The organism is Candidatus Venteria ishoeyi (assembly GCF_030378065.1).
GTDB lineage: Bacteria > Pseudomonadota > Gammaproteobacteria > Beggiatoales > Beggiatoaceae > Venteria > Venteria ishoeyi.
The window spans coordinates 134,935-159,941 of record NZ_JAUCGJ010000001.1; the positions used below are offsets into that span (position 1 = coordinate 134,935).

The 25,007-nt window shown below is 47.9% G+C and carries 15 protein-coding genes; 10 read left to right on the forward strand and 5 right to left on the reverse strand.

The window, feature by feature from the left end:
• The first annotated feature begins 119 nt into the window (after positions 1-119).
• From QUF61_RS00580 to QUF61_RS00625, 10 genes are all read left to right on the forward strand, one after another.
• On the forward strand, positions 120-995 hold the full coding sequence (locus tag QUF61_RS00580; RefSeq protein ID WP_286019487.1) for an RnfABCDGE type electron transport complex subunit B: 876 nt from the start codon (positions 120-122) through the stop codon (positions 993-995).
• Between the two features lie 60 nt (positions 996-1,055).
• A complete protein-coding gene (locus QUF61_RS00585; protein WP_289679948.1) occupies positions 1,056-5,984 on the forward strand; it encodes a 2-oxoacid:acceptor oxidoreductase family protein in 4,929 nt (1,642 codons plus the stop codon).
• Positions 5,985-6,070: 86 nt separating this feature from the next.
• Positions 6,071-7,414, forward strand: coding sequence for an electron transport complex subunit RsxC (rsxC, locus tag QUF61_RS00590; protein ID WP_286019486.1), 1,344 nt, complete (start codon positions 6,071-6,073; stop codon positions 7,412-7,414).
• A complete protein-coding gene (locus QUF61_RS00595; RefSeq protein ID WP_103921394.1) occupies positions 7,414-8,484 on the forward strand; it encodes an RnfABCDGE type electron transport complex subunit D in 1,071 nt (356 codons plus the stop codon). The genes rsxC and QUF61_RS00595 overlap by 1 nt, the downstream gene beginning before the upstream one ends.
• The gene (locus tag QUF61_RS00600; protein WP_103921393.1) at positions 8,481-9,179 is read left to right on the forward strand and encodes an RnfABCDGE type electron transport complex subunit G; all 699 of its coding nucleotides are present in this window, start codon (positions 8,481-8,483) and stop codon (positions 9,177-9,179) included. Before QUF61_RS00595 ends, QUF61_RS00600 begins: the two co-directional genes overlap by 4 nt.
• The gene (rsxE, locus tag QUF61_RS00605; RefSeq protein WP_289679950.1) at positions 9,176-9,826 is read left to right on the forward strand and encodes an electron transport complex subunit RsxE; all 651 of its coding nucleotides are present in this window, start codon (positions 9,176-9,178) and stop codon (positions 9,824-9,826) included. Before QUF61_RS00600 ends, rsxE begins: the two co-directional genes overlap by 4 nt.
• Complete coding sequence (locus QUF61_RS00610; RefSeq protein WP_103921391.1) at positions 9,816-10,400, forward strand: electron transport complex protein RnfA; 585 nt, start codon at positions 9,816-9,818, stop codon at positions 10,398-10,400. The genes rsxE and QUF61_RS00610 overlap by 11 nt, the downstream gene beginning before the upstream one ends.
• 476 nt (positions 10,401-10,876) lie before the next feature.
• Positions 10,877-13,252 (forward strand): phosphoenolpyruvate synthase, encoded by a 2,376-nt coding sequence (gene ppsA, locus QUF61_RS00615; RefSeq protein ID WP_289679951.1) that lies wholly within the window; start codon positions 10,877-10,879, stop codon positions 13,250-13,252.
• Positions 13,253-14,074, forward strand: a complete 822-nt coding sequence (ppsR, locus tag QUF61_RS00620; RefSeq protein WP_289679952.1) for a posphoenolpyruvate synthetase regulatory kinase/phosphorylase PpsR — start codon at positions 13,253-13,255, stop codon at positions 14,072-14,074. It abuts the gene before it with no gap.
• 104 nt (positions 14,075-14,178) lie between these two features.
• On the forward strand, positions 14,179-15,606 hold the full coding sequence (locus QUF61_RS00625; protein ID WP_103918362.1) for a DNA cytosine methyltransferase: 1,428 nt from the start codon (positions 14,179-14,181) through the stop codon (positions 15,604-15,606).
• 2 nt (positions 15,607-15,608) lie between these two features.
• Here QUF61_RS00625 and QUF61_RS00630 read toward each other — a convergent pair whose 3' ends face one another.
• The 5 genes from QUF61_RS00630 to prfA all read right to left on the reverse strand — a co-directional run bounded on the left by QUF61_RS00630 (position 15,609) and on the right by prfA (position 24,928).
• Positions 15,609-16,334, reverse strand: coding sequence for a SinI family restriction endonuclease (locus QUF61_RS00630; RefSeq protein WP_103918363.1), 726 nt, complete (start codon positions 16,332-16,334; stop codon positions 15,609-15,611).
• A gap of 271 nt (positions 16,335-16,605) precedes the next feature.
• Positions 16,606-18,345, reverse strand: coding sequence for a tetratricopeptide repeat protein (locus QUF61_RS00635; protein WP_289679956.1), 1,740 nt, complete (start codon positions 18,343-18,345; stop codon positions 16,606-16,608).
• Positions 18,346-18,349: 4 nt separating this feature from the next.
• On the reverse strand, positions 18,350-19,387 hold the full coding sequence (locus QUF61_RS00640; protein ID WP_103921387.1) for a vWA domain-containing protein: 1,038 nt from the start codon (positions 19,385-19,387) through the stop codon (positions 18,350-18,352).
• A 389-nt stretch (positions 19,388-19,776) separates the two neighbouring features.
• Complete coding sequence (locus tag QUF61_RS00645; RefSeq protein ID WP_289679957.1) at positions 19,777-23,487, reverse strand: ligand-binding sensor domain-containing protein; 3,711 nt, start codon at positions 23,485-23,487, stop codon at positions 19,777-19,779.
• A gap of 355 nt (positions 23,488-23,842) precedes the next feature.
• Complete coding sequence (gene prfA / locus QUF61_RS00650) at positions 23,843-24,928, reverse strand: peptide chain release factor 1 (protein WP_103921385.1); 1,086 nt, start codon at positions 24,926-24,928, stop codon at positions 23,843-23,845.
• Positions 24,929-25,007: the final 79 nt, after the last annotated feature.

The window sequence follows — 25,007 nt, forward strand, 5'->3', positions numbered from 1 at the left end:
TAATAATTAGTATTGAAAGAATTAACTTTGACAATAATAAAACCCAGTATATCCTAATACTCAACTAGAAATTAATTGATTATTTTAATAATAAAATAAAGCCGGAGGATATTTGCAAAATGTCAAGTTTTGAATCGATGCTCATCGCAGCCTCCTTCATGGGCGGGCTGGGACTCTTATTGGCGATTGTATTGGCTTATGCTAATCGTCGCCTTTTTGTTTTTGAAGACCCCAGAATAGATGAGGTGGATGAAATGCTGCCACATTCTAATTGCGGGGCTTGTGGTACGCCGGGGTGCCGTCCCTTTGCCGAGAAGCTGATTGACGGCAGCGTCACGCCCGGTCAGTGTACGGTTAATTCCAGTGAAATGAATATTGCCATTGCTGATTTTCTGGGGGTCGATGTCGGCAACATAGAAAAGCAAGTGGCGCGTCTCGCCTGTGCAGGCGGCTCTCATGTTGCTTATACCCGCGCTAGTTATGAAGGACTCAAAACCTGTCGCGCAGCGGCATTGGTGTCCGGTGGCGGTAAAGGCTGTACCTGGGCCTGTTTGGGTCTGGGGGATTGTGAAGTTAGCTGTGATTTTGATGCGATTCACCTGAATAAATTTGGCCTGCCCATCGTTGATGTTGACAAGTGTACTGCTTGTGGTGACTGCGTTGAGGTTTGTCCCAAATCGCTGTTTTCATTGGAACCAGTCAGCCGCCGCCTATGGGTGGCCTGTAAGAGTCTGGATAATGCGGATGAGGCTGAAGCTGACTGTGATGTAACCTGCAACGCCTGTGGGCGCTGCGCCGCAGATGCCCCGGAGGGGTTGATTACGATTAAAAATAATCTCGCTGTTGTCGATTATGACAAAAATGATCTCTCCTCCAGGGTCGCCATTGAGCGTTGCCCTACGGGTGCGATTGTATGGCTTGATGAGGTAAATGGCCCGGTTAAGGGCGTTGGCGCTAAAAAAGTGATTCGTCGTGAACCGCTACCCCGTGGATAGTTGAGTTTAATTAAACTAGAACCGAACAATATATCTAGTATCTGGAGAGAGTGAAGGCTTATGAACAAAAAGGTATCGACATTTAAGTATCCTGGGGTACGCCAGGCAATGGACGGCAACACCGCCGTCATCATGTGTGAGCGTGAATCATCTGATGCTGCTGGCGCTTATCCCATCACGCCCTCAACCCAGATGGGTGAATATTGGGCAGAAGAGGCTGCCAAGGGGCATGTGAATGTCTCAGGTCGCCCCCTTATTTTTGTCGAACCGGAAAGTGAGCACGCCGCAGCGGCGGTCACTGCCGGCCTTACCATGACCGGCCTGCGCTCCACCAACTTTTCATCGGCGCAAGGTGTCGCCTTTATGCATGAATCACTTTATGCAGCCTCGGGAAAACACCTGCCTTATGTACTCAACATCGGCTGCCGCGCCATTACTAAGGCCAGTTTGAATGTTCATTGCGCACATGATGATTATCACTGCGTTGATGATACTGGCTTTTTTCAGGTGATGGCTAACGGCGCTCAGGGCGCGGCTGATCTTAATATCATTGCCCATAAAATATCCGAGCTTTCACTGATTCCCGGTATCGTGGCACAGGATGGTTTTTTAACCACCCACCTTATCGAATCAATTATGGTGCCGGAACGTGGCTTAATTGAAGAGTATCTGGGCCGCCCCGATGACATCATCGACACCCCGACCCCTTCCCAGAAAATGCTGTACGGTGATAAGCGTCGCCGCATTCCAGCGATTTGGGATGTTGATAATCCGATGACTTCCGGCAGCGTGCAAAACCAGGATGCTTATATGCAGGCAGTTGCCGCGCAGCGTCCTTACTTTTTTGACCACATCCCGGCGATTACCGAGCAGGCGATGGAAGAATTCTATCAGCTCACCGGACGCCGTTATAACCGCATCAGTCAGTATCGCACGGAAGATGCCGACTATGTTGTGCTGGGTTTTGGCAGCATGTTAATCACCGCGCAGGCAGTGGCTGATTACTTGCGTAAAACCCGCAGTATTAAAGTGGGCGTGATTGATGTCACCATGTTCCGCCCATTCCCTGGCGATCTTTTAGGTAAGGCGCTGAAAGGGAAAAAAGGCGTTGTGGTGCTGGAACGTACCGATCAACCCTTGGCAGAAGATCTGCCACTGATGCGTGAAGTGCGCGCAACGATTTCCAAATGTATCGAGAACGGCATTGTTGGCGGCACGGATCTGCCTTATCCCGAGTATACGGCTTATAAGACGATGGATGAAACGCCACGTCTCTTCTCTGGCGCTTATGGCCTGGGCAGCCGGGATTTGCAACCGGAAGGGATTATTGCCGCGATTGAAAACATGTTGCCTGGTGGCAGCAAACGTAATTTCTTTTATTTATCCGTCGAATTTGTACGTGATGACTCCGCCAGTCCCAAGCAGGAACTGTATCAACAAGAACTGCTGGAAGCCTATCCCAAAATCAAAGATCTGGCACTCAAAGGCAGTGAAAACCCCAATCTGATGCCTAAAGACGCCGTTACCGTGCGGATGCACTCAGTCGGTGGCTGGGGTGCTATCACTACGGGTAAAAATCTGGCAATGACCTTGTTTGAGTTGCTGGATTTTGATATCAAAGCCAACCCGAAATATGGCTCAGAGAAAAAAGGCCAGCCCACGACTTATTATCTCTCAGCCGCGCCGGAACCTATCCGCATTAATGCTGAGTACCACTATGTTGACGTAGTGCTGTCGCCCGATCCTAATTCCTTTGAACACTCCAATCCGGTTAGTGGCCTGAAAAAAGGTGGCGTGCTGATCATTCAGAGCAGCCTGGAAGGCAGTGATGCCGTCTGGCGCTCCTTCCCGGTCACCATGCAGCGCTTTATTATTGATAATGAGATCCAGGTTTTCTATATTGATGCCTTCAAGGTTGCCCGTGAGGAAGCTTCCAATCCTGAATTGCAACTGCGTATGCAGGGGATTGCCTTCCAGGGCGCTTTCTTTGCCGCATCGCCAGTGATGGAAACAGCCGGACTTAATGAAAAAACATTATTCCTCGCAATTGAAGATCAGATTCGTGCAAAATTCGGGGGCAAAGGCGAGCGTATTGTTGCTGATAACCTGCGCGTAGTACGACGCGGTTTTGATGAGATTCATGAGATCACCGAAAAAGAGGTGGTTCAGGTTTCGCAGCAGATGCTGCGCAAAGAATCACACCTGCCGATTATGCTCAAGCAAATACCGAAATCGGATAACCGCATATCGGACATTCATCGTTTCTGGGAGCAGACTGGTAACTTCTACACCAGTGGACAGGGTAGCGACAATCTGGTCGATCCCTTTATCGGCCTGAGCCTGATTCCTGCTTCGACTGGTATTTTCCGCGACATGACCCAGATCCGCTTTGACTATCCTGACTGGGTTGCAGAGAATTGTACCGCCTGCGGTAACTGTTATACCGCCTGCCCGGACAGCGCCATTCCCGGACTGGTTAATACCATTGGTGAAGTGTTTGACACCACCATTCGACGTATCGAAGGCCAGGGTATGCCGACCCGACACCTGCGCCGCGCCGTGCGCACGGTAGAGAAAAAGTTACGTACTGCTGTCGAAGCACAGGGTGACGAGTGCAATGTTAATCAACTGTTACTCGATGCCATTAACGAAACCCTGGTTGAAGCTGATTTGGGTGAGCAGGAGAAAAACCGGCTCTCAACGGAATTTGATCAGTTTGAAGCGGCAATGGATGGCTTTAAGTTTGCCGCAACCAAACCGTTTTATAGCAATAAAGAAAAACGTGCAAAAGGCAGTGGCGGTCTCTTTTCCATCACCATTAACCCTTACACCTGTAAAGGCTGTATGGAATGCGTTGATGTGTGTGATGATGACGCCCTGCGCGCAGTACCTCAAACCAAAGACAGCGTAGATAGATTGCGCAAAGACTGGGCCTATTGGCTGGAATTGCCAACCACCTCACCGGATTATATTCGTATTGATGATCTGGATGAAAAAATTGGCGCTCTGGAAACCCTGTTGCTCGATAAGACAAACTATGGCTCTATGGTTTGTGGTGATGGCGCGTGTAACGGCTGTGGCGAAAAAACCATTATTCATATTTTCACCGGTACGGTGACTGCGCTGATGCAGGCACGGGTGAAAAAACACCTGGCACACCTTGAAGGATTGATTCAACAGCTTGAAAAACACATCCGCACCAAGCTGGCTGATACCATGGATCTCGGTAATACCGAAAATATCAATGCCGTCATTGATGAGCACAATGATATTGATCTCACGCTTTCGCGTCTTTCCATGGGACTTGACGGTAAGGGAGAAGCGCAGCCTATCGACAGTGAATGGTTGCGTTGGGTAACTCAATTGCTGGAGAAACTCAAACATCTTAAATGGCAGTACACCACTGGCGTCACCAATAAGGGTCGCTCCAGCATGGGGATTGTTAACGCCACCGGTTGTACTTCGGTATGGGGCGCGACTTTCCCTTATGCGCCTTATCCTTTCCCCTGGGCCAGTAACCTGTTCCAGGACTCCCCTTCCATGGCGATGGGGCTGTTTGAAGGGCATATGGTGAAAATGGCTGAAGGCTTTAAGGCGATACGCCAGGCTGAGCTGGAAATTAAAGGTCAGTATAAACCTGAAGAGCATGATAGCTTCTTCACCTACTTTAACTGGGAGCAGTTCAGCGACGAAGAGTTTAAACTCTGTCCGCCAGTGGTTTCAGTCGGGGGTGATGGCGCGATGTATGACATCGGCTTCCAGAATCTGTCACGCATGATGATGTCCGGTCTGCCGGTTAAAGTGCTGATCCTTGATACTCAGGTTTACTCCAACACTGGTGGTCAGGCTTGTACCTCCACCTATGTTGCCCAGGTTGCTGATATGGCACCTTACGGTAAAATTGTGAAGGGTAAAAAAGAGATTCGTAAGGAAATGAGTGTCATTGCCATGGCGCATCGTACTTCTTATGTATTGCAAGGTTCGCCTTCCAGCGTGACCCATCTGATCGAGTCCTATATTGATGGACTTAACAGTCGTCGTCCTGCGGTCTTTAATGTTTACGCAGTCTGTCAGCCAGAGCATGGTGTGGGTGATGAAGCCACCACCCGACAGAGCAAAATGGCTGTTGAGTCACGCGCTTATCCGCTGTTTACCTATAATCCTGATCTGGGAACCACTTTTGAGGAATGCTCATCACTCAGTGGCAATCCTTCAATGAAAACCGACTGGCCTACTTATAAGCTGGAATACCAGGATGAAGAAGGCAAAGCCGCAAGTATGGAACTGCCGCTGACCTTTGCCGATTTTGCACTGACTGAAGGCCGTTTTCGTAAGCAATTTCGTAAAGCACCGCCTGAAACCTGGAATGATAATATGATGCCATTGGCTGAATTTATCGACCTGGATGATGACACTGACAAAGAAGAACTCTTCCCGTATATCTGGGCGGTGGATGCTAAAAATCGCCTGATGCGCGTACTGGTGAGTGCCGAAATCGTCAACTCAACTATCGAGCGGCGTGATTTCTGGCGGCAACTCAAATCTCTGGTCGGTGTTGATCAGGTGGTTGATGTTGAGCAGATTGCTAATGATGCCAAAATTGATATGGCGCAGAAAATTACCAGTTCATTACTGGCAATGGGAGGCGGCAGCGGCACAGCGGATATGAGTGCTCTGCTCAGTAACTCCGGCGCAGGCGCAGGAGTTGGTGCAGCAACATCAGCAGCAACACCGGAAGATTATGAACCGGTCTGGATTGAAACCCCGGAATGTACCGCATGTGATGAATGTATGGATCTGAATCCTAATATCTTTGCTTATAACGATGATAAGCTGGCTATTGTGGTTGATCCTAAAGCAGGTCCCTTTGTGGATATTGTCAAGGCGGCAGAAAAATGTACCGCTGAGGTGATTCATCCAGGTACGCCGTTTAATCCCAATGAGGCGAATCTCGATAAGCTCATTAAACGTGCTGAAAAGTTCCAGTAATCAATAATTTAGCGTGAGGTGGGGTGGTTTTCAGTATTTTTAATGCTGAGCCAGCCTCCACCGAACTCAGATTAGCCAGGGATTTAATGATGGGATTATTTCAATCATTGTTTACCAAAACCTTTGCTCACGGCATTCATCCGCCAACCAGCAAAGGACAGACGCATCAATTGCCAATACGGCGTATGCCGTTTTCAGATCTCATTACGGTGCCACTGTCACAGCACTTTGGTGCGCCCTCCAAGCCATTGGTGCACAAAGGTCAGGAAGTGGTACGTGGTGAGCCTATTGCCGAGGCGGATGGTTTTATGTCCGTCCCCATGCATGCGCCAGTCACTGGCGTGGTGGTGGGGGTGGAACTCACGCCCACTGCCAAGGGGCCGAAAACGGAAGCCATTATCATCAAGACTCACCCTTCTGCCAGTCAGAAGGTGATGTATGGCAGCGAATATGATTGGCAAAACGCCAATGCTGAAGACTTGATTCATGAGATCCAGAATACCGGCATGGTCGGGCTGGGCGGTGCGGGTTTTCCCAGTCATGTAAAAATGCAGGTGCCGGAAGATCATCAAATCGATACGCTGGTGATCAATGGTTGTGAGTGTGAACCCTACCTCACCACCGATCACCGGCTAATGCTGGAAATGACCGATTCATTGCTGCTGGGTATTCGCATCGCGCTGAAAATTTGTGGTGCAAAAAAAGCCATTATCGGTATTGAAGATAACAAGATGGACGCGGTGGCTGCAATCCGGGAACGTCTGGATAAAAGCGACCCCATCAGCGTTGGCGTGGTCAAAACCAAATATCCTCAAGGCTCGGAAAAGTTATTGATTACCGCGCTTTTAGGCCGCGAAGTGCCCTCGGGTGGACTGCCCTTTCAAGTGGGAGTCGTGGTCAATAATGTGGCAACACTGGCGCAGTTGGGAGAGCTTATTCCAGAACGTCAGGGACTCATTGAGCGCGTGGTGACGATTGCCGGTCCCGGCGTTGCCAAACCGGGCAACTATATGGTGCCTCTCGGGACGCCGCTGCGTTTTGCGCTGGAACATGCCGGTTATTTTGGCGATGCCAGTCGCTTGGTGTTAGGCGGGCCGATGATGGGCAATACCGCTGCATCACTGGATGTTCCTATCACCAAACCGGTATCCGGGATTCTGGTTCTGGAACCGACCGAGAGTAACAGTGAGCAGCAAAAAATCTATCCCTGCATCCACTGTTCACATTGCCTTGAAGCCTGCCCGGTTAACCTCAACCCATCACAACTGGGACGCCTAGCGGCAAAACGTGAATATGAGGTCATGGCCAGTCAATATCATCTTAATGACTGTTTTGAATGTGGCAGTTGCAGTTATGTTTGTCCCTCCAACATTCCACTGGTGCAATATTTTCGTATTGCTAAATCCGTTAACCGGGAGCGCTCTAGCTAATGAATCAGCCTCTTGTTGAGATTCGTACCTCCCCGCATATTCATAGTAGCCCGACTGTGGCGCAGATTATGCGCAATGTCACCTACGCCTTAATGCCACTGGTTGCCTTTGCCGTATTCCAATTTGGCATTAGCGCACTGGCATTAATCGTTACTGTGGTCACTGCAACACTATTAACTGAGTCACTGTTTGCAAAACTGAGTGGTCGTGAGAATACCATTTTTGATAGCAGTGCCGCGATTACCGGCTTATTGCTGGCACTCACGCTGCCCCCCGGATTTCCCTTATGGATGGGGGCGGTGGCAGGGTTTATTGCTATCGCACTGGGTAAGACCCTGTTTGGCGGTATCGGCTTTAACTTGTTTAATCCCGCGCTCATTGGTCGTGCCTTTGTGCAGGCAGCATTTCCGGTAGCGATTACCACCTGGAGTCCCGCCTTTGCGCCGGGACGCTTTGTGGAATTTATTCCGTCAACATTGACCATGCCTTTAATGCGTCCCGCTGATCTCACGCCCTGGATAGAGAAAATCAATGCCAGCGCAGGTAATGCTGTTGATGCTTTTTCTGGTGCAACGCCCTTAGCTGCCTGGAAATTTGATGGCATCGCGACCGATAGCATGGACTTGTTAACCGGTATGGTGACAGGTTCCAGTGGTGAAACTTCAGCATTGCTGATTCTTCTTTGCGGCGGCTATCTGGTGTTGCGGAAAATGATGAATTGGCGCATTCCGGCTACGGTCTTGGCAGGCGCATTTATCACCGCCCTGCTGCTGTTTTTATTCGACAGTGAAGCTTATCCCGACCCGCTATTTGTTCTCTTTTCCGGTGGTTTGATGCTGGGCGCAATCTTCATGGCAAGCGATATGGTGGGCAGCCCCGTCACGCCATTGGGGGTTTTGATTTATGGCTTGCTTATCGGATTTTTTACCGTGATTATTCGTACCTTTGGTGGACTTCCAGAGGGCGTGATGTATGCCATCTTGCTGGGTAATGCGCTTACGCCACTCATTGAATCGGTGACGCAACCCAGGGTTTATGGTGATAAGCAAAAAAAGGGGAATAGCGCATGAGTACAGTTACCCCAGCTCAGAACAGTAATACTCAAAATAGTGCCAAGATGATCAAAACCCTGACATTGATTGCAATGATTTCAGGTCTGTTGGTGGTTTTGACATTTGAGTTAACGCGGCCTTTAATTGCTGAAAATCAGCGTATTGCCGTAGAGCAGGCAATCTATCAAGTGATTCCTGAAGCAGTGGACTGGCAGGAATATCGGCTCAGTGACGGCAAACTGCTTGTAGCAAGTGAAACCACAGAGGGTATTTCTATCTACGCCGGTTTTAATCAGGCAGGCGCACTGGCGGGTATTGCCAGTGAAGCGGTGGCGCAGGGCTATGCTGATAGCATTCGCCTGCTCTATGGTTATAATCCGGCCTGTGAGTGCATTACCGGGATCAAAATTCTCAAGAGCGCGGAAACACCGGGATTGGGTGATAAAATATTTAAAGACCTGGATTTTATTGCCAACTTCAAAGCCCTGGAAGCTAAGCTTAATGGAGAACAAAGTGCGCTTGAAAATGCCATTATAACGGTTAAACACGGAGAAAAAACCCAACCCTGGCAAATTGATGCCATCTCTGGCGCAACCGTTTCATCAAGGGCAGTCGGCAAGGCGCTGAATGATTCCGCTCAATACCTGCTTCCCAGGATGGTTAATCAATTGACCACCATAAAACAGATGAGTATGGAGGATGAAACAAAATGAGTTCACGTCCACGTATTAAAGAAACGCCCGTCACTATGGATACTTTCCTCAAAGGTATATGGGAAGAGAATCCGGTATTTGTGATGTTACTCGGCATGTGCCCGGTGCTGGCGGTGACAAATTCCACGATTAACGCGCTGGCGATGGGTATTGCCACCACCTTTGTGTTACTGGGTTCGAGTGCCTTGGTTTCTCTGCTGCGTCGCGGTATCCCCAAACAGGTGCGTATTGCAACTTATATCATCATCATCGCCACCTTTGTCACCATAGTTGATTATTTAATTCAGGCCATCAGTCTGGAACTCTACAACGCGCTCGGTGCCTTTATTCAGCTCATCGTGGTCAACTGCATGATTTTAGGGCGTGCGGAATCTTATGCTTCCCGCAACAATGTAACCAAATCAGTGGTCAGCGCACTGGGCATGGGCGCAGGATTTACCATTGCCCTGCTGTGTCTGGGTACTGTGCGTGAGATTCTGGGGGCGGGTACTTTGCTTGGCTTCCCACTCTTTGGCGCTGACTTTGAACCTTGGGTGGTGATGATTTTACCCCCGGGTGGATTTTTTGTTTTAGGCAGTTGGTTATTGATCTTTGCACTGCTGAAGCAGCGCAAAACCAAGATGGAGGAACTTACTCGTGCCCACTGAATCACTTGGTTTTATTTTCCTTAATGCACTCATTATTAATAACTTTGTGCTGGCATCATTTTTGGGTATTTGTCCTTTCCTGGGGGTTTCTGGAAAGCTCAATACGGCATTCTCCATGGGGGTAGCCACCACCCTGGTGATGTTGATCAGTTCCATTTGCGCTTATTTCATCAACATACTGCTGGTAACATTTGATATCGAATTTCTGCGCCTGATTGCCTATATCGCAGTGATTGCCTCAGCGGTGCAACTGGTTGAAATGAGCATGAAAAAATTCAGCCCAACCTTGTTTCGCGCGCTGGGTATCTTCCTGCCACTGATTACCACTAATTGTGCAATTTTGGGATTGGCACTGTTTCAGACTTACCGTGAGTATAATTTTCCCCAGTCGATAGCCTATAGCTTCGGCGCGGGCGGTGGTTTTATTATCGCCATCATACTGATGGCAGGCTTACGGGAAAAACTGGAACTGGCTGATGTGCCGGGAATCGCTCAAGGTGCAGCCATGACCTTGATGTTGGGTGGTATTCTTTCGCTCATTTTTATGGGCTTTGCCGGAATGGGAGGCGCATAAATGTTCATCAATATGCTTATCGCCATTACCGCGACCTTAACATTGCTCATTGCCTGGCTGCTTGTACAGCACTTCTCCCGTATTTTTTCAAAACGTCACCCAGAGTTTGGGCCAGTAAGGGAAGAAGGAAGGGGCTGCGGTTCCAGTTGTGGATGTCATGGTAAAAAGTCGTGCAAAAATAAATAGTTTACCTGAGTTCGGCATAAGCTTTATTCACCACCAAAAGCGGTGAAAGCCGCTTCCACCTCACGCTAAATTGTTGCTGGTGCGTGGTGAAGTTTGACTGGTTTTCATTAAAAAACTTATGTCGAGTTCAGGTTAAATAATATTTTTGCTGTTGACTAATTCTTTATAAAAAAGGACTGGTAAACCTATTGTGCTTGATATAAGTAGGTAATCATAATTATATCCACCTACTTAGTGGCATATTGCAACACGGTTTATCAACAGCTAATAAAACCTTAAAGGGGTCTGTTGTGGACGAAAATATCGTAAAGTTTGAATCACTCGGTATGTCTGATGTGTCACGCGTGGGTGGTAAAAACGCTTCACTGGGAGAAATGATCAGCTCACTCTCAGCAATGGGGGTGAAGGTACCAGGGGGTTTTGCAACCACCGCTGACGCATTCAGACGTTTTCTTCAGCATGAGCAACTCGATGAGCGCATTAACGCGTTGCTCTCTACGCTGGATACCAATGATGTTACCGCACTGGCAGAAGCGGGTAATAGCATTCGCCGCTGGATGATCGATGTCCCGTTTCCAGAAGACTTAAAAGATGGCTTATGCCATGCCTATGATGTCATGTCTGAAGGTATTGAAGGTGGCGCGATTGTCGCCGTGCGCTCATCAGCCACCGCTGAAGACATGCCTGATGCTTCTTTTGCCGGGCAACAAGAGACCTTTTTGAATGTAAAAGGCATCGATAGCGTACTTTCAGCCGTTAAACATGTCTTTGCCTCGCTCTACAATGATCGCGCTATCTCCTACCGTGTACATCAAGGCTATGATCACATTGATGTTGCGCTCTCTGCCGGTATTCAACGCATGGTGCGCTCAGAAACCGGTGCCAGTGGCGTGATGTTTACCCTGGATACCGAATCAGGTTTTAATGACGTGGTGCTGATTACCGGCTCTTACGGCTTGGGTGAAGCTGTGGTACAGGGCGCGGTTAACCCCGATGAATTCTATGTCCACAAAGAGACGCTGACAGCAGGACGACCTGCGGTACTGCGCCGTACCCTCGGCAGCAAAGCACTAAAAATGGTTTACGATGACAACACCACTATCGGTCGCACCATCAAAACAATTGATGTAGCTGGTGCAGATCGGAGCAGATATTGTCTGACTGATGCGCAGCTCGAATCACTCGCCGCACAAGCCATCACTATTGAAAAACACTATCAATGCCCGATGGATATCGAGTGGGCGTTGGATGGTGATGACAATAAACTCTATATCGTTCAGGCACGTCCTGAGACCGTCAAAAGTCGTGAAAATAAAAATATCATTGAACGCTACCAGCTTAATGAAAAAGGCGAGCTGCTTTGCGAGGGTCGCGCCATCGGTGGCGGCATAGGCTCAGGACCTGCGCGCGTCATTAATGACATCGCACAGATGGATCAAGTGCAGAAGGGTGACGTACTGGTAACAGACATGACCGACCCCGATTGGGAACCCGTCATGAAACGCGCTGCCGCCATTGTCACCAATCGCGGCGGACGTACTTGTCATGCCGCAATCATTGCCCGTGAACTGGGCATCCCTGCGGTTGTTGGTTGTGGTAATGCCACCGAAGTGCTCAAGCAAGATACGCCACTGACTGTTTCCTGCGCTGAAGGTGACACCGGTCACATTTACCAGGGAGAGCTTAACTTCCAGATCCAGAAAACAAATGCAGGTGACACCCCAGAGTTGCCCACCAAACTGATGATGAATGTCGGCAACCCGGATCGGGCTTTTGATTTTGCCGGTATTCCCAATGAAGGCATCGGTCTTGCGCGGCTTGAGTTTATCATTAACCGCATGATAGGCATTCACCCCAAAGCCTTATTGGCATTTGAGCAACAGACCCCGGAATTACAGCAGCAGATCAGTGAACTCACCAGCGCCTATGCCGATCCGGTGAGTTTCTACGTTGATCGACTGGTTGAAGGCATCAGCACCTTGACTGCTGCGTTTAACCATAAACCCGTGATTGTGCGCATGTCGGATTTTAAATCCAACGAATACGCCAATCTGCTGGGGGGCGAAAACTACGAGCCACATGAAGAAAATCCAATGATTGGCTTTCGTGGTGCTTCACGTTACATTTCCTCAGATTTCAGGCAGTGCTTTGATCTTGAATGTCAGGCGCTTAAACGGGTGCGTGATGAAATGGGTTTTGTTAACCTGGAAATTATGATCCCCTTTGTACGTACCCTGACCGAAGCCGAAGAAGTGATCAAGCTGCTGGCAGAAAATGGTCTGGAGCGAGGTAAAAACGGGTTGCGGATCATTATGATGTGCGAACTCCCCTCCAATGCGATCCTTGCCGATGAATTTTTGACATACTTTGACGGCTTCTCTATCGGTTCCAACGATATGACCCAGTTGACGCTGGGACTGGATAGAGACTCCGGCCTTATCGCCCATGCCTTTGATGAACGCGACCCTGCGGTGAAAAAAATGCTGCATCTGGCTATTGCTGCCTGTAACCGGGCTGATAAATATGTCGGCATTTGTGGTCAAGGGCCTTCCGATCATTCTGATTTTGCGCAATGGCTGCTGGAAGAGGGTATCAGCAGCATCTCATTAAACCCGGATACCGTCGTTCAGACGGGGCAGTTCCTGGCACAGCAAATGGATAGTTAGATGAAACGCGCCGCTTTTTTTGTATCAGACCGCACCGCCATCACCGCTGAAATGATGGGGCATAGTCTGCTCACGCAATTCGAGTCTATCGAGTTTGAGCAGATCAATCTTCCCTTTATTGATTCGGTGGAGAAGGCAGAGCAGGCAGTCGTACAGATTAATGCGGCGGCTGAGCATTATGCCTGCAAGCCACTGCTGTTTATCACGCTCATTGATCGAGCCGTCATCAAAGTGATTGAGCAAAGCGAGGGGATGATATTTGACCTGCTCAATACCTTCATTCACCCGCTGGAACAGGAACTGGGTATTCACTCCGCTCACGCCGTGGGACGATCACACGGCATGAGGATTTACTCGACCTATAAATTACGCATTGATGCGCTCAATTTCTCGCTGGCTAATGATGATGGCAATACCTTAAAGCACTTCCCCAAGGCCGACATCATCTTACTGGGTGTATCGCGCAGCGGAAAAACCCCAAGTTGCCTGTTTCTGGCACTGCAATATGGCATCCTTGCCGCCAACTATCCACTGGTTGACGATGATCTGGAAAGCTCACGTCTCCCTGAAGTCCTGAAACCTTATCGCGACAAGCTGTTTGGCTTGACCATTGCCCCCGAGCGTTTACAACAGATTCGCAAAGAACGCCGCCCGGATAGCAGCTATGCTGAGTACCAGCAGTGTCAATATGAAGTGAATGCCGTAGAAAAAATCTATCGGGCGCAGCATATTCCCTTTCTGGATACCAGCGCTGTTTCAATTGAAGAGATCGCAACCACCATTTTGCAAACCAGCGGCTTAGAGCGCAGGTTGCATGGGTAGTATCTGATCCGGTGGGGCTATTTGTTAGAGCATTTTTGCATTGACATTCAATATTTGTTTATTATACTAGGTACTTGCTGTAGGTTTCGATAAGGAACACCCACATGAGTACCAATATCACAATAAAAGAAGCGGCTAATACACTAAATATTAGTGAGCAACGAGTACGCACATTATGCCGCACTGGTGTTCTTTCAGCCACTAAATTTGGTCGCTCATGGATGCTCGAGCAAGATTCAGTAAATCATTACGGACTACAATCGGCTCATGTGGTTGCAGAAGATCACGCAACTTATGATGTACATAAAAATACTAAACCCATCGCTCTAAGTTTTTTCTCAGGTGCAATGGGGCTAGACCTTGGTATTGAAAAAGCAGGATTTGATGTTCGACTTGCGTGTGAAATTGATAAATATTGTCGTCAGACAATCGCGCTTAACAAGCCTAATATGGCTCTATTGAGTGACATAAACGATTATTCTAAACAGGATATATTGAATGCTTCGGGACTTAGAGAAGCGGATGATATTGACCTTATAATTGGTGGCCCACCTTGCCAAGCTTTTAGTACAGCAGGGAAACGCAAGGCCTTTAATGATGATCGAGGCAATGTGTTTCTAAAATATATCGATTTGGCTATTGAGTTAAATCCTAAATATATTGTAATTGAAAATGTAAGAGGTCTGCTATCTTGCCCAATGCATCATAGGCCCCATGATGAAAGAGGCTCTGAATTTCCTGACCTAACTGCTGATGAAATGAAAGGTGGAGCCTTGAATTTTATTTTATCAAAGTTAAAAAAATCAGGATATTCTTACTCTTTTAATCTCTATAATTCTGCCAATTTTGGCTCGCCACAAATAAGAGAGCGCGTAATAATTGTATGTGCGAGAGATGGGGAAACTCCTCCATATTTATTACCAACACACTCTGAGAAAAAAGAATACGGCTTACCAAAATGGAAAACATTTAAACAGGCTGTAAAAGGCTTAAAAGAGCATCAACACTTAAACTTTCCAGAAAAGCGTTTGAAATACTATAGAATGTTAAAGTCAGGTGAAAATTGGAAAAACTTACCAGAAAAAATACAAAAAGAAGCGTTAGGTAAATCTTTTTATGCTGGCGGAGGAAAAACGGGGTTTTTAAGGAGGTTAGACTGGAACAAGCCTTCACCAACAATTGTTACTCATCCTGCTATGCCAGCAACCGATTTAGCACACCCAGAAGAAGACAGACCATTGTCTATTCAGGAGTATAAACGTATTCAAGAATTTCCAGATAATTGGGAGGTAACTGGGCCTCTTGTACAGCAATATAAGCAAGTTGGAAATGCCGTACCTTCTAGCCTCGGCTGTGCTATTGGGAAACTTATTATCTCCCTCATTAATAATGAAAAAGTAAATCAATTTATTGGATTTAGTTATTCAAGATATAAAAATACCAGCAATCATGAGTGGGAGATACAATTCAATGAAGCTTACAAAAAATCTATAGAACCAACATTGAAGCAAAAAGAAATAAGCTTTGGGTAACTCTATTTACCCAAGTTCTTTTTTTCTTCTTTAATATATTTACTTACAAATAATTTGAATTCTTTTTCGTTTAGATTATAGCCTTGTATTAATGATGGTAATTTCTGCCAATTAGTAAAGCTAGGCCTGCCTTTTTTTGTGTCTTTTGAAAAAGACCTGAACCATTTTTGAATTCTAGTTCCGTCTCGAATTGCACTACTAGATGAGTTTTCAGAGTTATCTCTATTTTTTATTTGAAGCGCGATCCATTCACCATTATCATTTTTACCTAAAAAGTCTATTGCTTTTACAAATTCTCCACAGCACCAATTCCAATGGCTTGACCTTAGCTGTGAATCTAAGTACCTTTCTAATAAATTACCAACGCAGTTTTCAGCACACATTGAATACTGATGCTCAACTTTTATTTTTTCACATTCTGCCGCTGAATATCCATACGCATTTTCCATAATAACAGATACCATTTCGTCAGGTATCGTACTTGGTTCTGCCGGAAAGTCTGACCTTCTGTATGCTTCAAAGTAGCGATTTGCCAACATTTCTAGACCTTCATCAGTGGCTGCATCTGGTTTTTTTGGATTAACCTTGCTGGTTCGCCATGAAAGCTCATCTGGAAATTCTGAGAGGAAGGAGCAAACCTCTACGAATGAACTAATTAAAGTTTTCTCATCCTCATTTATACATGCTTTCTCTGCTATAAGACTTACTTTCTTTTTATTGAAGCTCAAAGGTTACTCCTGTTTCTGTGTTTTTTACTCTAAGGAGTGAGAATTTTATAACTTCAGCAACTTGGCTGGTCTTTTCCTTCATTTTCTGCGTTGTGAAAACAGTTACATAGCTTGCTATGCGCCTGTTTTCACACCTTGAAAATGAATAAAAATCCTGCGCCCAGTTTCTGCATTTATTTCATCCTCACTCCTAACAATAAATTAGCATGAGATGTAAGCGGTTTTCAGACGCGAAGCGGATGAATTGAGCTTACATCGAATTCAGGTTAATTTACCAAGGCCTTGTTTCAATCAACTGCCTTTGGCTGAATTCCCAGGCGCGGCGCTCTTCCAGTAAAAACTGACTGCCTAATAAACGCCCTGGGTTACTTTCCACGCGATTCAAGATTTGATCCACCAGTGCTTCCGGTATGTTAGGGCGTTGCCCAGCTTGCGGTTGGCTGCCTATGGCGCTACCTTCTTCGCCATCTTTCGGGTCTTGCTCCTGACCTTGGTTCATCTGGTCAAATTCACTGACTGCTTTACTGGAAAGATCTTCCAGGCTGTGTTGTTTTGCCGGGGCATTTTCAGCAGGCTGATCTTCACCACCTTCTTCACCTTTGGTATCTTCTTCCTCAGATTCTCCAGCACTGGGGGTTTCCTGGGTTTCATCTTCACCTTTGCTGGCTTCCTCACCGGGTTCTGGTTCAGGTTTTGGTTCCATGCCTTCCCCGCTTTGTTCTTCACTTTGTTTATCTTCTGATTTTCCAGTATCTTCCTGGTTCGGGAATTCTTCTGTTTTTCCGGCATCAGGCTCAGATTTTTGCTCACCTTGCTCGCTGTCTTTTGCAGCCTGTTCCTGAGTTTTATCTTCCTTATCGCCTTCAGATTTTTGTTCCTGTTCCTCTTCGCCGCCCTTATCTTGTTTTGGTTCAGGGTCGTCACTTTCCTGTTCGCCTGTTTGGTTTTTTTCCTGTGCTTCTTCGCCCTCGCCTTTTTGCTCGGTTTCCTGCTGTTCCTGACCGCCTTTTTCGCTTTGTTCTTGTTCTTCTTTGCCTTGCTCGGAATCGGCTTCATTTTCCTGTTCAGACTGCGCTCCACCTTGCTGGCTTTCGCTGTCCTGTTCTTCCTGGCTGGCACCTTCTTCAGATTCGCTGGGTTTGTCCTGCTCGCCAGATTGTTCTCCAGACTGGGCATCTTCTGAACTTTCGCCGGACTCGTCCTGCTGCTCGCTTTCCCCGGATTGTTTTTGTTCAGACTCTCCGCTCTGGCTGTCTTTTTTCTCCTGCTCGTCCTGTTTTTGTTGTTCGCCTTCCTGTTCTTCCTGCGGCTCGCTGTCTTCTTTCTGTTCTTCTCCTTCCTGTTCTTTTTTCTCTTCCGAGTCACCGCTCTGGCTTTCTTCTTGTTCCTGTTTTTCCTGCTGTTCTTTCTGTTCCTGCTGTTCGCTGGCTTGCTGCTCCTGGCTTTGTTCTTCTTGCTCTTGCTCTTGTTTTTGCTCAGTTTCTTCCTGCTGCTGTTGTTTCTGCTCAGCCTCTTCCTGGGTTTCTTCTTCCGGCTTGTCTTCTTCCGCCGCTTCCTGTTTTGCAGCATCTTCTTTTTCTTTTTCCATCTCTGCCAGTAATTCCGGCGCAATCAGTGCTAACTGGCCTTTTGCCAGCGCCAGATTATATTGCGCATCTTCATGCTCGCTGTCACGCTCCAGCACTTGTTCATAAGTTTCTATCGCATCCCGGTAACGCTCCAGTTGATAATAACTGTTACCCAGATTATATAAAGCATCGGTTTGTACCACGGCGCGAGTCACATGTTGGAACGCACTTGCTGCCGCTTCATAATCACCAATGCGATAAAGTGCTACACCGCGCCGGTAGTTGTCTTTGAAACTTTTTGCAGCTTTTTCATACTGGCCTTGCTGAAATAATTCCGCCGTTTTCTGCGTATCGTTTTTAAACCAGTTGCTAAGCATCTGCTCAGTCGTTGCAGATGCTGGCCCGGAAAGCCACAGGCTCATCAATAAAATCAAATTTTTCATAATCTCAATGCCTTAAAACTGCGCTGCCACGACGAAACCGCATCAATAGCAATAACATCAATAATATCAATGGCAGATAATAACGCTCATTCCATAAACGCAGCGGGTTACGCTCTAATACCGGTGGTGCATCCGATTGAATCTGTTGCATCAATGCTTTGGTATCATTATCTTTATAATGCGCGCGTTGATAAAAACCACCGCCCATGTCTGCCAGCTTTTCCAGTTGCGCTTCATTGAGCTTGGAAACAACCGCCTGACCTTTGGGATCTAATACCCAGTTAGCGCTGGTTTCCTTGGGTGCGGGTACGCGACTGCCTTTTTCCGTGCCGATACCCAGCACATAAAAATGAATGCCTTGCGCGCGTAATGTCTGAATCCGTTGCGCCAAATCCGGTTCATTAAAATCACCATCACTGAGTAATAAAACGGCGCGTGAGTTGCCATCAGGTTGTCCGGCAAATAATTGTTCTGCGCGATCCAGGGCGCGAGTCAGGCGACTGCCTTGCAAGCGGACTAAATCGGTGGATAAAGATGTCAATGTATATTTCAATGTGTGGCTGTCTTCGGTAATCGGTGCAACCACATGGGCAATGGTGGCAAAAGCGATAATACCCACCCGGACACCTTGAGTGTTATCCAGTAAATCCATGACTTCCTGACGCGCACGCCCCAACCGGGAAGGGCGCACATCGTTCACCGCCATTGAGCGCGATAAGTCCATCAGCACCACCAAATCGGAACCCGGTTGAAATACGTTCACATCCCGAAAATCCCAGCGCGGCCCCGCCATTGCCAATACACCAAAGATCCACAACGCCGCCCATAACATCAGACTTTGGCGTTTACGACGTGCTTCCGCTTCAGGATAAATTAAAACATGCGGCAATAAATGCGTGTCGGCATAACGGCGCAGACGTTCCTGTTCATTTCTGACAGATTGCTTACCCGGTGGTAATAACCACAATATCAGCGGCAGCAGTAACAGGTACAACCAGGCAGCTTGTGCAAAATGAAATCCGGCAGGTTCAGGTGCTAACATGGATAAAGTCCATTTTCTGTAAACAATAACGAGTGTTACGCAAAAGCTTCTTTTTCGCAGGTCTTGAAGGTTTGGAATGCGAAAAAATCGCTATTGCTTCACGCTGGTTTACATTTGTCTCTCGGTAAACCAGGTTTTGTGCTAAAAAACACGCAACTGCGTAACATTAGCAAATAAGGAGTGAGGATGAAATAAATACAGAAACTGGGCGCAGGATTTTTATTCATTTTCAAGGCGTGAAAACAGGCGCATAGCAAGCTATGTAACTGTTTTCACAACGTAGAAAATGGAGAAAAAGACCAGCCAGGTTGCTGAAGTTATAAAATTCTCACTCCTAAGCTCAATAATCAGCACTATATTGTACACACCCATACCATAGAGTCTATACACTATTGTTGCCCAAGCCGTTGCAATAATAAACCGCCATCCGCCATGAGTTGTAAATCCGCATTATAACGCGGCCCATCCACCTCGCTACTGAGTTGAATATCCGGCACATAAAGCAAGCCGCTGCTCAGTTCAAAGTTGGCATAACTGACACCGCCGGGTTGCCCGCTTAGCATATCAATAGCATCAATATTGAATAGCAGACCATCCGGCCTATCTTCCAGCAATAAATCCACCTGGAAATAATCCGTACCGCCCACAGTATTAGCGAGGGTGACAACGGGTACATGCAGCAAGCCTGTGTTGGCATCAAAATCAGCGCCTTGTATGGCAATACCACTTTCCACTTTTAAGTTAATACTTGGCGATTCGGTAATAAAACCGCTGTTATCTTCCGCTTTGACCGTCAACTGGTAATCGCCCTGGTAATTAAACGCATCAATATTACCCTGCCAGTCACCGGTTTCGCTACGGCGCAAATAAAAATTGGGCGTGGGGTTACGTGAATAACCAAATTCATTACGTTGGCTGGCAACTTCCGGCGTACTCAGTGAGGCCCAGACATTACGCACGCTGCCACTGCCAATATGGGTTGCCACTTGCAGTGGCAGACTTTGCCCCGGTGCAACCACGCTGGGCGGTGGCTCTACGGTGAGCGTCAGCAAACCGGGCAGGCCACCAAAGCAACCGTTAAGACAGGCGTAGCTGAGTTGCCCATCTTCATCATATAACTGGGGTTGTTGCTGGTTTAAGGGCCAGCGCAGCCCGCTTAGACTGGCGGCAACCGTTTCCCTGGCCTGCTGGTAATTTTCCCCCTGGCGCAACTGGTCAAAAAATAATTTAAGGAAAGACAGCCGCCCCAGATCGTCATAATAGGCCAGTTGTGCATCAGTGCTGCTGATAACCAGACGCTCAGTGTCACTTAAGACTGCCGCCACGGTGCCGGTATGGCAGGCTTCCAATACCACCACCACACTGTTCCCTGTGGTTTGCTGATAATCATCCAGCAGCGCGTCCAGTGCTTGTGCAGAAATACTGTCCAGCCCTTGCGGATCGAGCAATAAGGATTCCGGCAAGCCGTGATCAATAAACAAAACCACTAAGGGCTGATCCAGCGAACCTTGATTTTTAGCCCAGCGAAGTGCAATTTCAATATCAGTCTGCTGCAAATCTCTGGCAGGCGTGCCTGTGCGTTGCTGGGTAAGCGTGACCGGGGCATCGATCACATTCAAGTCAGATTGCCCGTCACCGTTGACATCAATATCCGGTTTATAGGAGAGAAAATAGATTTCATCATTGTCATAACCACGGGCGCTGAGGCTGCGGTAGGCATAAGTTGCCATAAAATCCACCGCCGCCGCCTGGTTATAACCGCTGCCACTACCGGAAGGATGAATAATCAGCGCGGCACGACGTTCCTGTAACAAACTGTCTCTGGCGCTCTGCTCGGAAATACTGCGTAATAATTTATTTTTTTCTCCGAAATTCAGCATTGCCAGCCCCTGTTGAGTACCCAGCCACAAGCCACCTTCCACATTCTGGCTGAGTACGGCAACCGACTCATCCGGCAACTGACTGTTGCTATTGTCAAAATGTGTCCACACGCCGCTATTACTGCGATGAGCCAAACCAGACCAATACACTGCAATCCATAAACCACCATTGCCATCATCCATCAAGCCCTGGATGGAACTGCCCGGCAATTGTTCCGGTAATTCCTGAAAATGCGCCTGCATTTGCTGCATATCATTCCAGTGCAGCAGACCTTGATTGCGGGTACCTATCCATAAGCCACCAACGCCATCCATCAATAAAGCCGTAATATCATCATCTGGCAGGGTGGAGGCATTTTTTGCCCAGAAAGTCCAATTACCAAGCTGGTCTCGCCGCGCCAGACCACCAGGGATACCGGGGTCGAGTTCATCCAGGCCAAAACCCAGCCACACGGCATCATCTTCATCCAGCAACAGGGTCTGAATCCGATTATTGGGAAAACCGGTATTATCCTGGTTATACACCGTCCATGCACCGGTAGCCAGCGCATCAAAATGCACCAGACCGGTATCTTTGGTAGTAATCCAGAAGCCATCTTCATTATCATGTAATAATTCGTATAATTGATTACTGGGCAGGCCAGAATTGTCTACAGTGTATTGTTGCCAGTCGCCGCTGCTGCCGCGATAAAACAGGCCATTATCCAAAGTCGCAACCCACATACCGCCATTATCGACATCTTCCAGCAGGCTCATCACCCGCGTATCATTAACCGGCAGCGGAGAATTGCTCTGGTCAAACAATACCTGGCTTTCATCCGCTAGGATATGCAGCAGAAACCCACCCGCACCAATCCAGGTTCCGCCCTGGCTATCAACCAGAATCGTTTGAATTTCATTATCTGGAATTCTATCTGCGCTGGTATCCAATACCTGGATTTCACCCGCGCTGAAATCCGTTAAATCTGTGAACAAGGCCAAGCCCCCGCCATCCCAGCCGGACATGCCTATCAGCAGTTCTTCATCCAGGGTTTTGGTCAGAACACTGATGTTATCATTAGGTAAATCGCTATCGTAATGATTCATGCTCGCCCAATCATTATCTGCATCCAGATGTGCCAAGCCGCCACCGCTCATGCCCACCCATAAACCACCTTCACCATCAGCCAGTAATTGCCCGATATAGTTATAAGGCAAATCCGAATTCTGCTCGGTCAGGCTAGACCATGCTCCATTGACATCACGATGTGCCAGACCACCGGTTTCATCCTCTGCACCCAGTCCAATCCATACGCCACCAGCATCATCACCGCTGATAGCCCTGACAATACGCCCTTGCAGGGGGCTGTTGTCCGGGGAAAAAACCTGCCAGGTTTCGGTATCCCGCTCCAACCAGGCCAAGCCCTGATCCGTGCCCATCCATAACTGGCTTTCATCAGCTGACAGCCACAGCCTGTTAACCTCATTATCACTTTCCGGGAAACCCACTTCAGTCAGTTTCCATTGCTGCCATTGTTCGTCAGCATCCCGATAAAGTAGCGAGCCACGCACACCGACCCATAAACCGTGTTGATTATCCAGATATAAAGCAGAGATATGATCATCATACAGATCGGTCGATTCAGAAGGATAAATCGTATGAATATTTTTACCATCAGCCTCGCCATGCACCAGGCCAAAAACCGTACCGGCCCAGAAACCGTTATTACCATCACTGACCAGAGAGATGATACGGTTATACGGCAAGCCATCAGCAGAAGTCAGCACTTGCAGGATTTCCCCGGAATAAGGATCACGCTGCTCAATACCGCCCTGAGTGGCAATCCACAGGCTTTCGCCATCTTCGCTGTAAACAATAGACTGAATTTTGCTGCGGTTACTGAAAATCTGCCAACGGGCATTTTCCATCGACACTTCCAGCGGGGGTTGCACTGAGGGGGTGACAGTAATGGATAACACTGCAAACTGCGCCAAGCTGTCCAGCACCGTGACCACATCGGTACCCGCCTGTAAGGGCGCGGTATACAACACCCGATCCCCCGCGCCTTCAATGCGACCTTTCAAGGCACTCCACAAGACCAGACCTTCACCACCGGAAATTTCCAGACTACGGCTGTAACCAGCTTCCACTTGCGGGCTTGCTGGCGTGAACTCCAAAGCCAGCAACGCTGCGGGTAAAAAAAGGATAGAGAGTAGCAAATATTTGAAGTAGCGCAACATGATCAACCCCCTGACAAAATAAATGAAGTCCAAGATTAAGGCGTGAGGATGAAATAAGTGCAGGAACTGGGCGCAGGGTTTCTGACGTTATAAAATTCTCACTTCTAAGGTAACTTGCAAGAAATAACATCCCCGTGGCGCGCAGGATTTTTATCCGTTTTCAAGGCGTGAAAACCGGCGCATAGTGAGCTATGTAACGGTTTTTACAACGCAGAAAACGGGTAAAAAGACCAGCGAAATGGGAGGTGTTATTCGCTGCGAGTTACCTAAGTATAGAACTTAAATTTTATCGGAGTGTTGCTTGAACAATATTTCTTGTTCCCACGCAGGGCGCGTGGGAGCGATGGTGAAAGGCTTATTCTCCCATGCTGGCGAGTTGATCGGCCTGATATTCATGGGTTAAGGGGTCAATGACTTCCCCTAGTTGCCCATTATTCATCACATCTTCTAGCTTGTATAAAGTCAGGTTGATGCGGTGATCCGTCACCCGCCCTTGCGGGTAGTTATAAGTGCGGATGCGCTCGGAGCGATCCCCGCTGCCCACCAGACTGCGCCGGGTTGCGGCTTGTTCGGCTTCCTGCTTTTCGCGCTCGGCGTTATTTAAACGTGCTTGCAGCAAAGACATGGCGCGGGCGCGGTTTTTGTGCTGCGAGCGTTCGTCCTGACATTCCACAACAATGCCACTGGGCAGGTGGGTGATGCGGATGGCGGAGTCGGTTTTGTTGACGTGCTGCCCACCCGCACCGGATGCGCGGTAGGTATCCACTTTTAAATCGGAAGGATTGATGTCGATATTTTCCACTTCATCGACTTCCGGCATGATTGCCACGGTGCAGGCTGAGGTATGAATGCGGCCCTGAGTTTCAGTTTCTGGCACCCTTTGTACGCGGTGCGCGCCGGATTCAAATTTCAGTTTGGAATACACGTTTAAGCCAGCGATACGGGTAATGATTTCTTTATAACCCCCATGTTCGCCCTGATTTTCACTGATTACTTCAACTTGCCATTTTTGCTGCTCGGCATAGCGCAAGTACATACGCAATAAATCACCAGAAAAAATAGCGGCCTCGTCACCGCCTGTGCCAGCACGAATTTCCAGAAAGATATTGCGGTTATCATCCGGGTCTTTAGGCAGTAATAAAATTTGTAATGCCTGCTCTAACTGTTCAATTTGTGCTTTGGCTGCCGCGATTTCTTCATGCGCCAGTTCCCGAATTTCAAGATCGCTGTCATGAACCATTTCCTTGGCATTGTCCAGTTCCTGGTTGGCCTCCAGATAAGCGCTAAAGCTATCCACCACCGGCTTGATTTCAGCGTATTCTATGGACAACTCACGAAACTGGTTTTGGTTGCTGATGATTTCAGCATCAGACAATAATTCACCCAATTCTTCCAGGCGTTCGGTAAGGTTTTCCAGTTTGTTGTAAATACTCGGTTTCATGATGTTTTTTTCTCCTGAGAAACGATTGCTAAACCTATTGCGCTCGACATAGCAGCGTTGCGGTCAGCGTGAAAAATCC

Bases quoted from the DNA above. Each gene is read 5' to 3' on its own strand.
- QUF61_RS00625 (WP_103918362.1), top strand. From the start codon at position 14,179: ATGAGTACCAATATCACAATAAAAGAAGCGGCTAATACACTAAATATT.
- rsxE (WP_289679950.1), top strand. From the start codon at position 9,176: ATGAGTTCACGTCCACGTATTAAAGAAACGCCCGTCACTATGGATACT.
- prfA (WP_103921385.1), bottom strand. From the start codon at position 24,928: ATGAAACCGAGTATTTACAACAAACTGGAAAACCTTACCGAACGCCTG.
- rsxC (WP_286019486.1), top strand. From the start codon at position 6,071: ATGATGGGATTATTTCAATCATTGTTTACCAAAACCTTTGCTCACGGC.
- QUF61_RS00635 (WP_289679956.1), bottom strand. From the start codon at position 18,345: ATGAAAAATTTGATTTTATTGATGAGCCTGTGGCTTTCCGGGCCAGCA.
- QUF61_RS00585 (WP_289679948.1), top strand. From the start codon at position 1,056: ATGAACAAAAAGGTATCGACATTTAAGTATCCTGGGGTACGCCAGGCA.
- QUF61_RS00580 (WP_286019487.1), top strand. From the start codon at position 120: ATGTCAAGTTTTGAATCGATGCTCATCGCAGCCTCCTTCATGGGCGGG.
- QUF61_RS00640 (WP_103921387.1), bottom strand. From the start codon at position 19,387: ATGTTAGCACCTGAACCTGCCGGATTTCATTTTGCACAAGCTGCCTGG.
- QUF61_RS00645 (WP_289679957.1), bottom strand. From the start codon at position 23,487: ATGTTGCGCTACTTCAAATATTTGCTACTCTCTATCCTTTTTTTACCC.
- ppsR (WP_289679952.1), top strand. From the start codon at position 13,253: ATGAAACGCGCCGCTTTTTTTGTATCAGACCGCACCGCCATCACCGCT.
- QUF61_RS00595 (WP_103921394.1), top strand. From the start codon at position 7,414: ATGAATCAGCCTCTTGTTGAGATTCGTACCTCCCCGCATATTCATAGT.
- QUF61_RS00600 (WP_103921393.1), top strand. From the start codon at position 8,481: ATGAGTACAGTTACCCCAGCTCAGAACAGTAATACTCAAAATAGTGCC.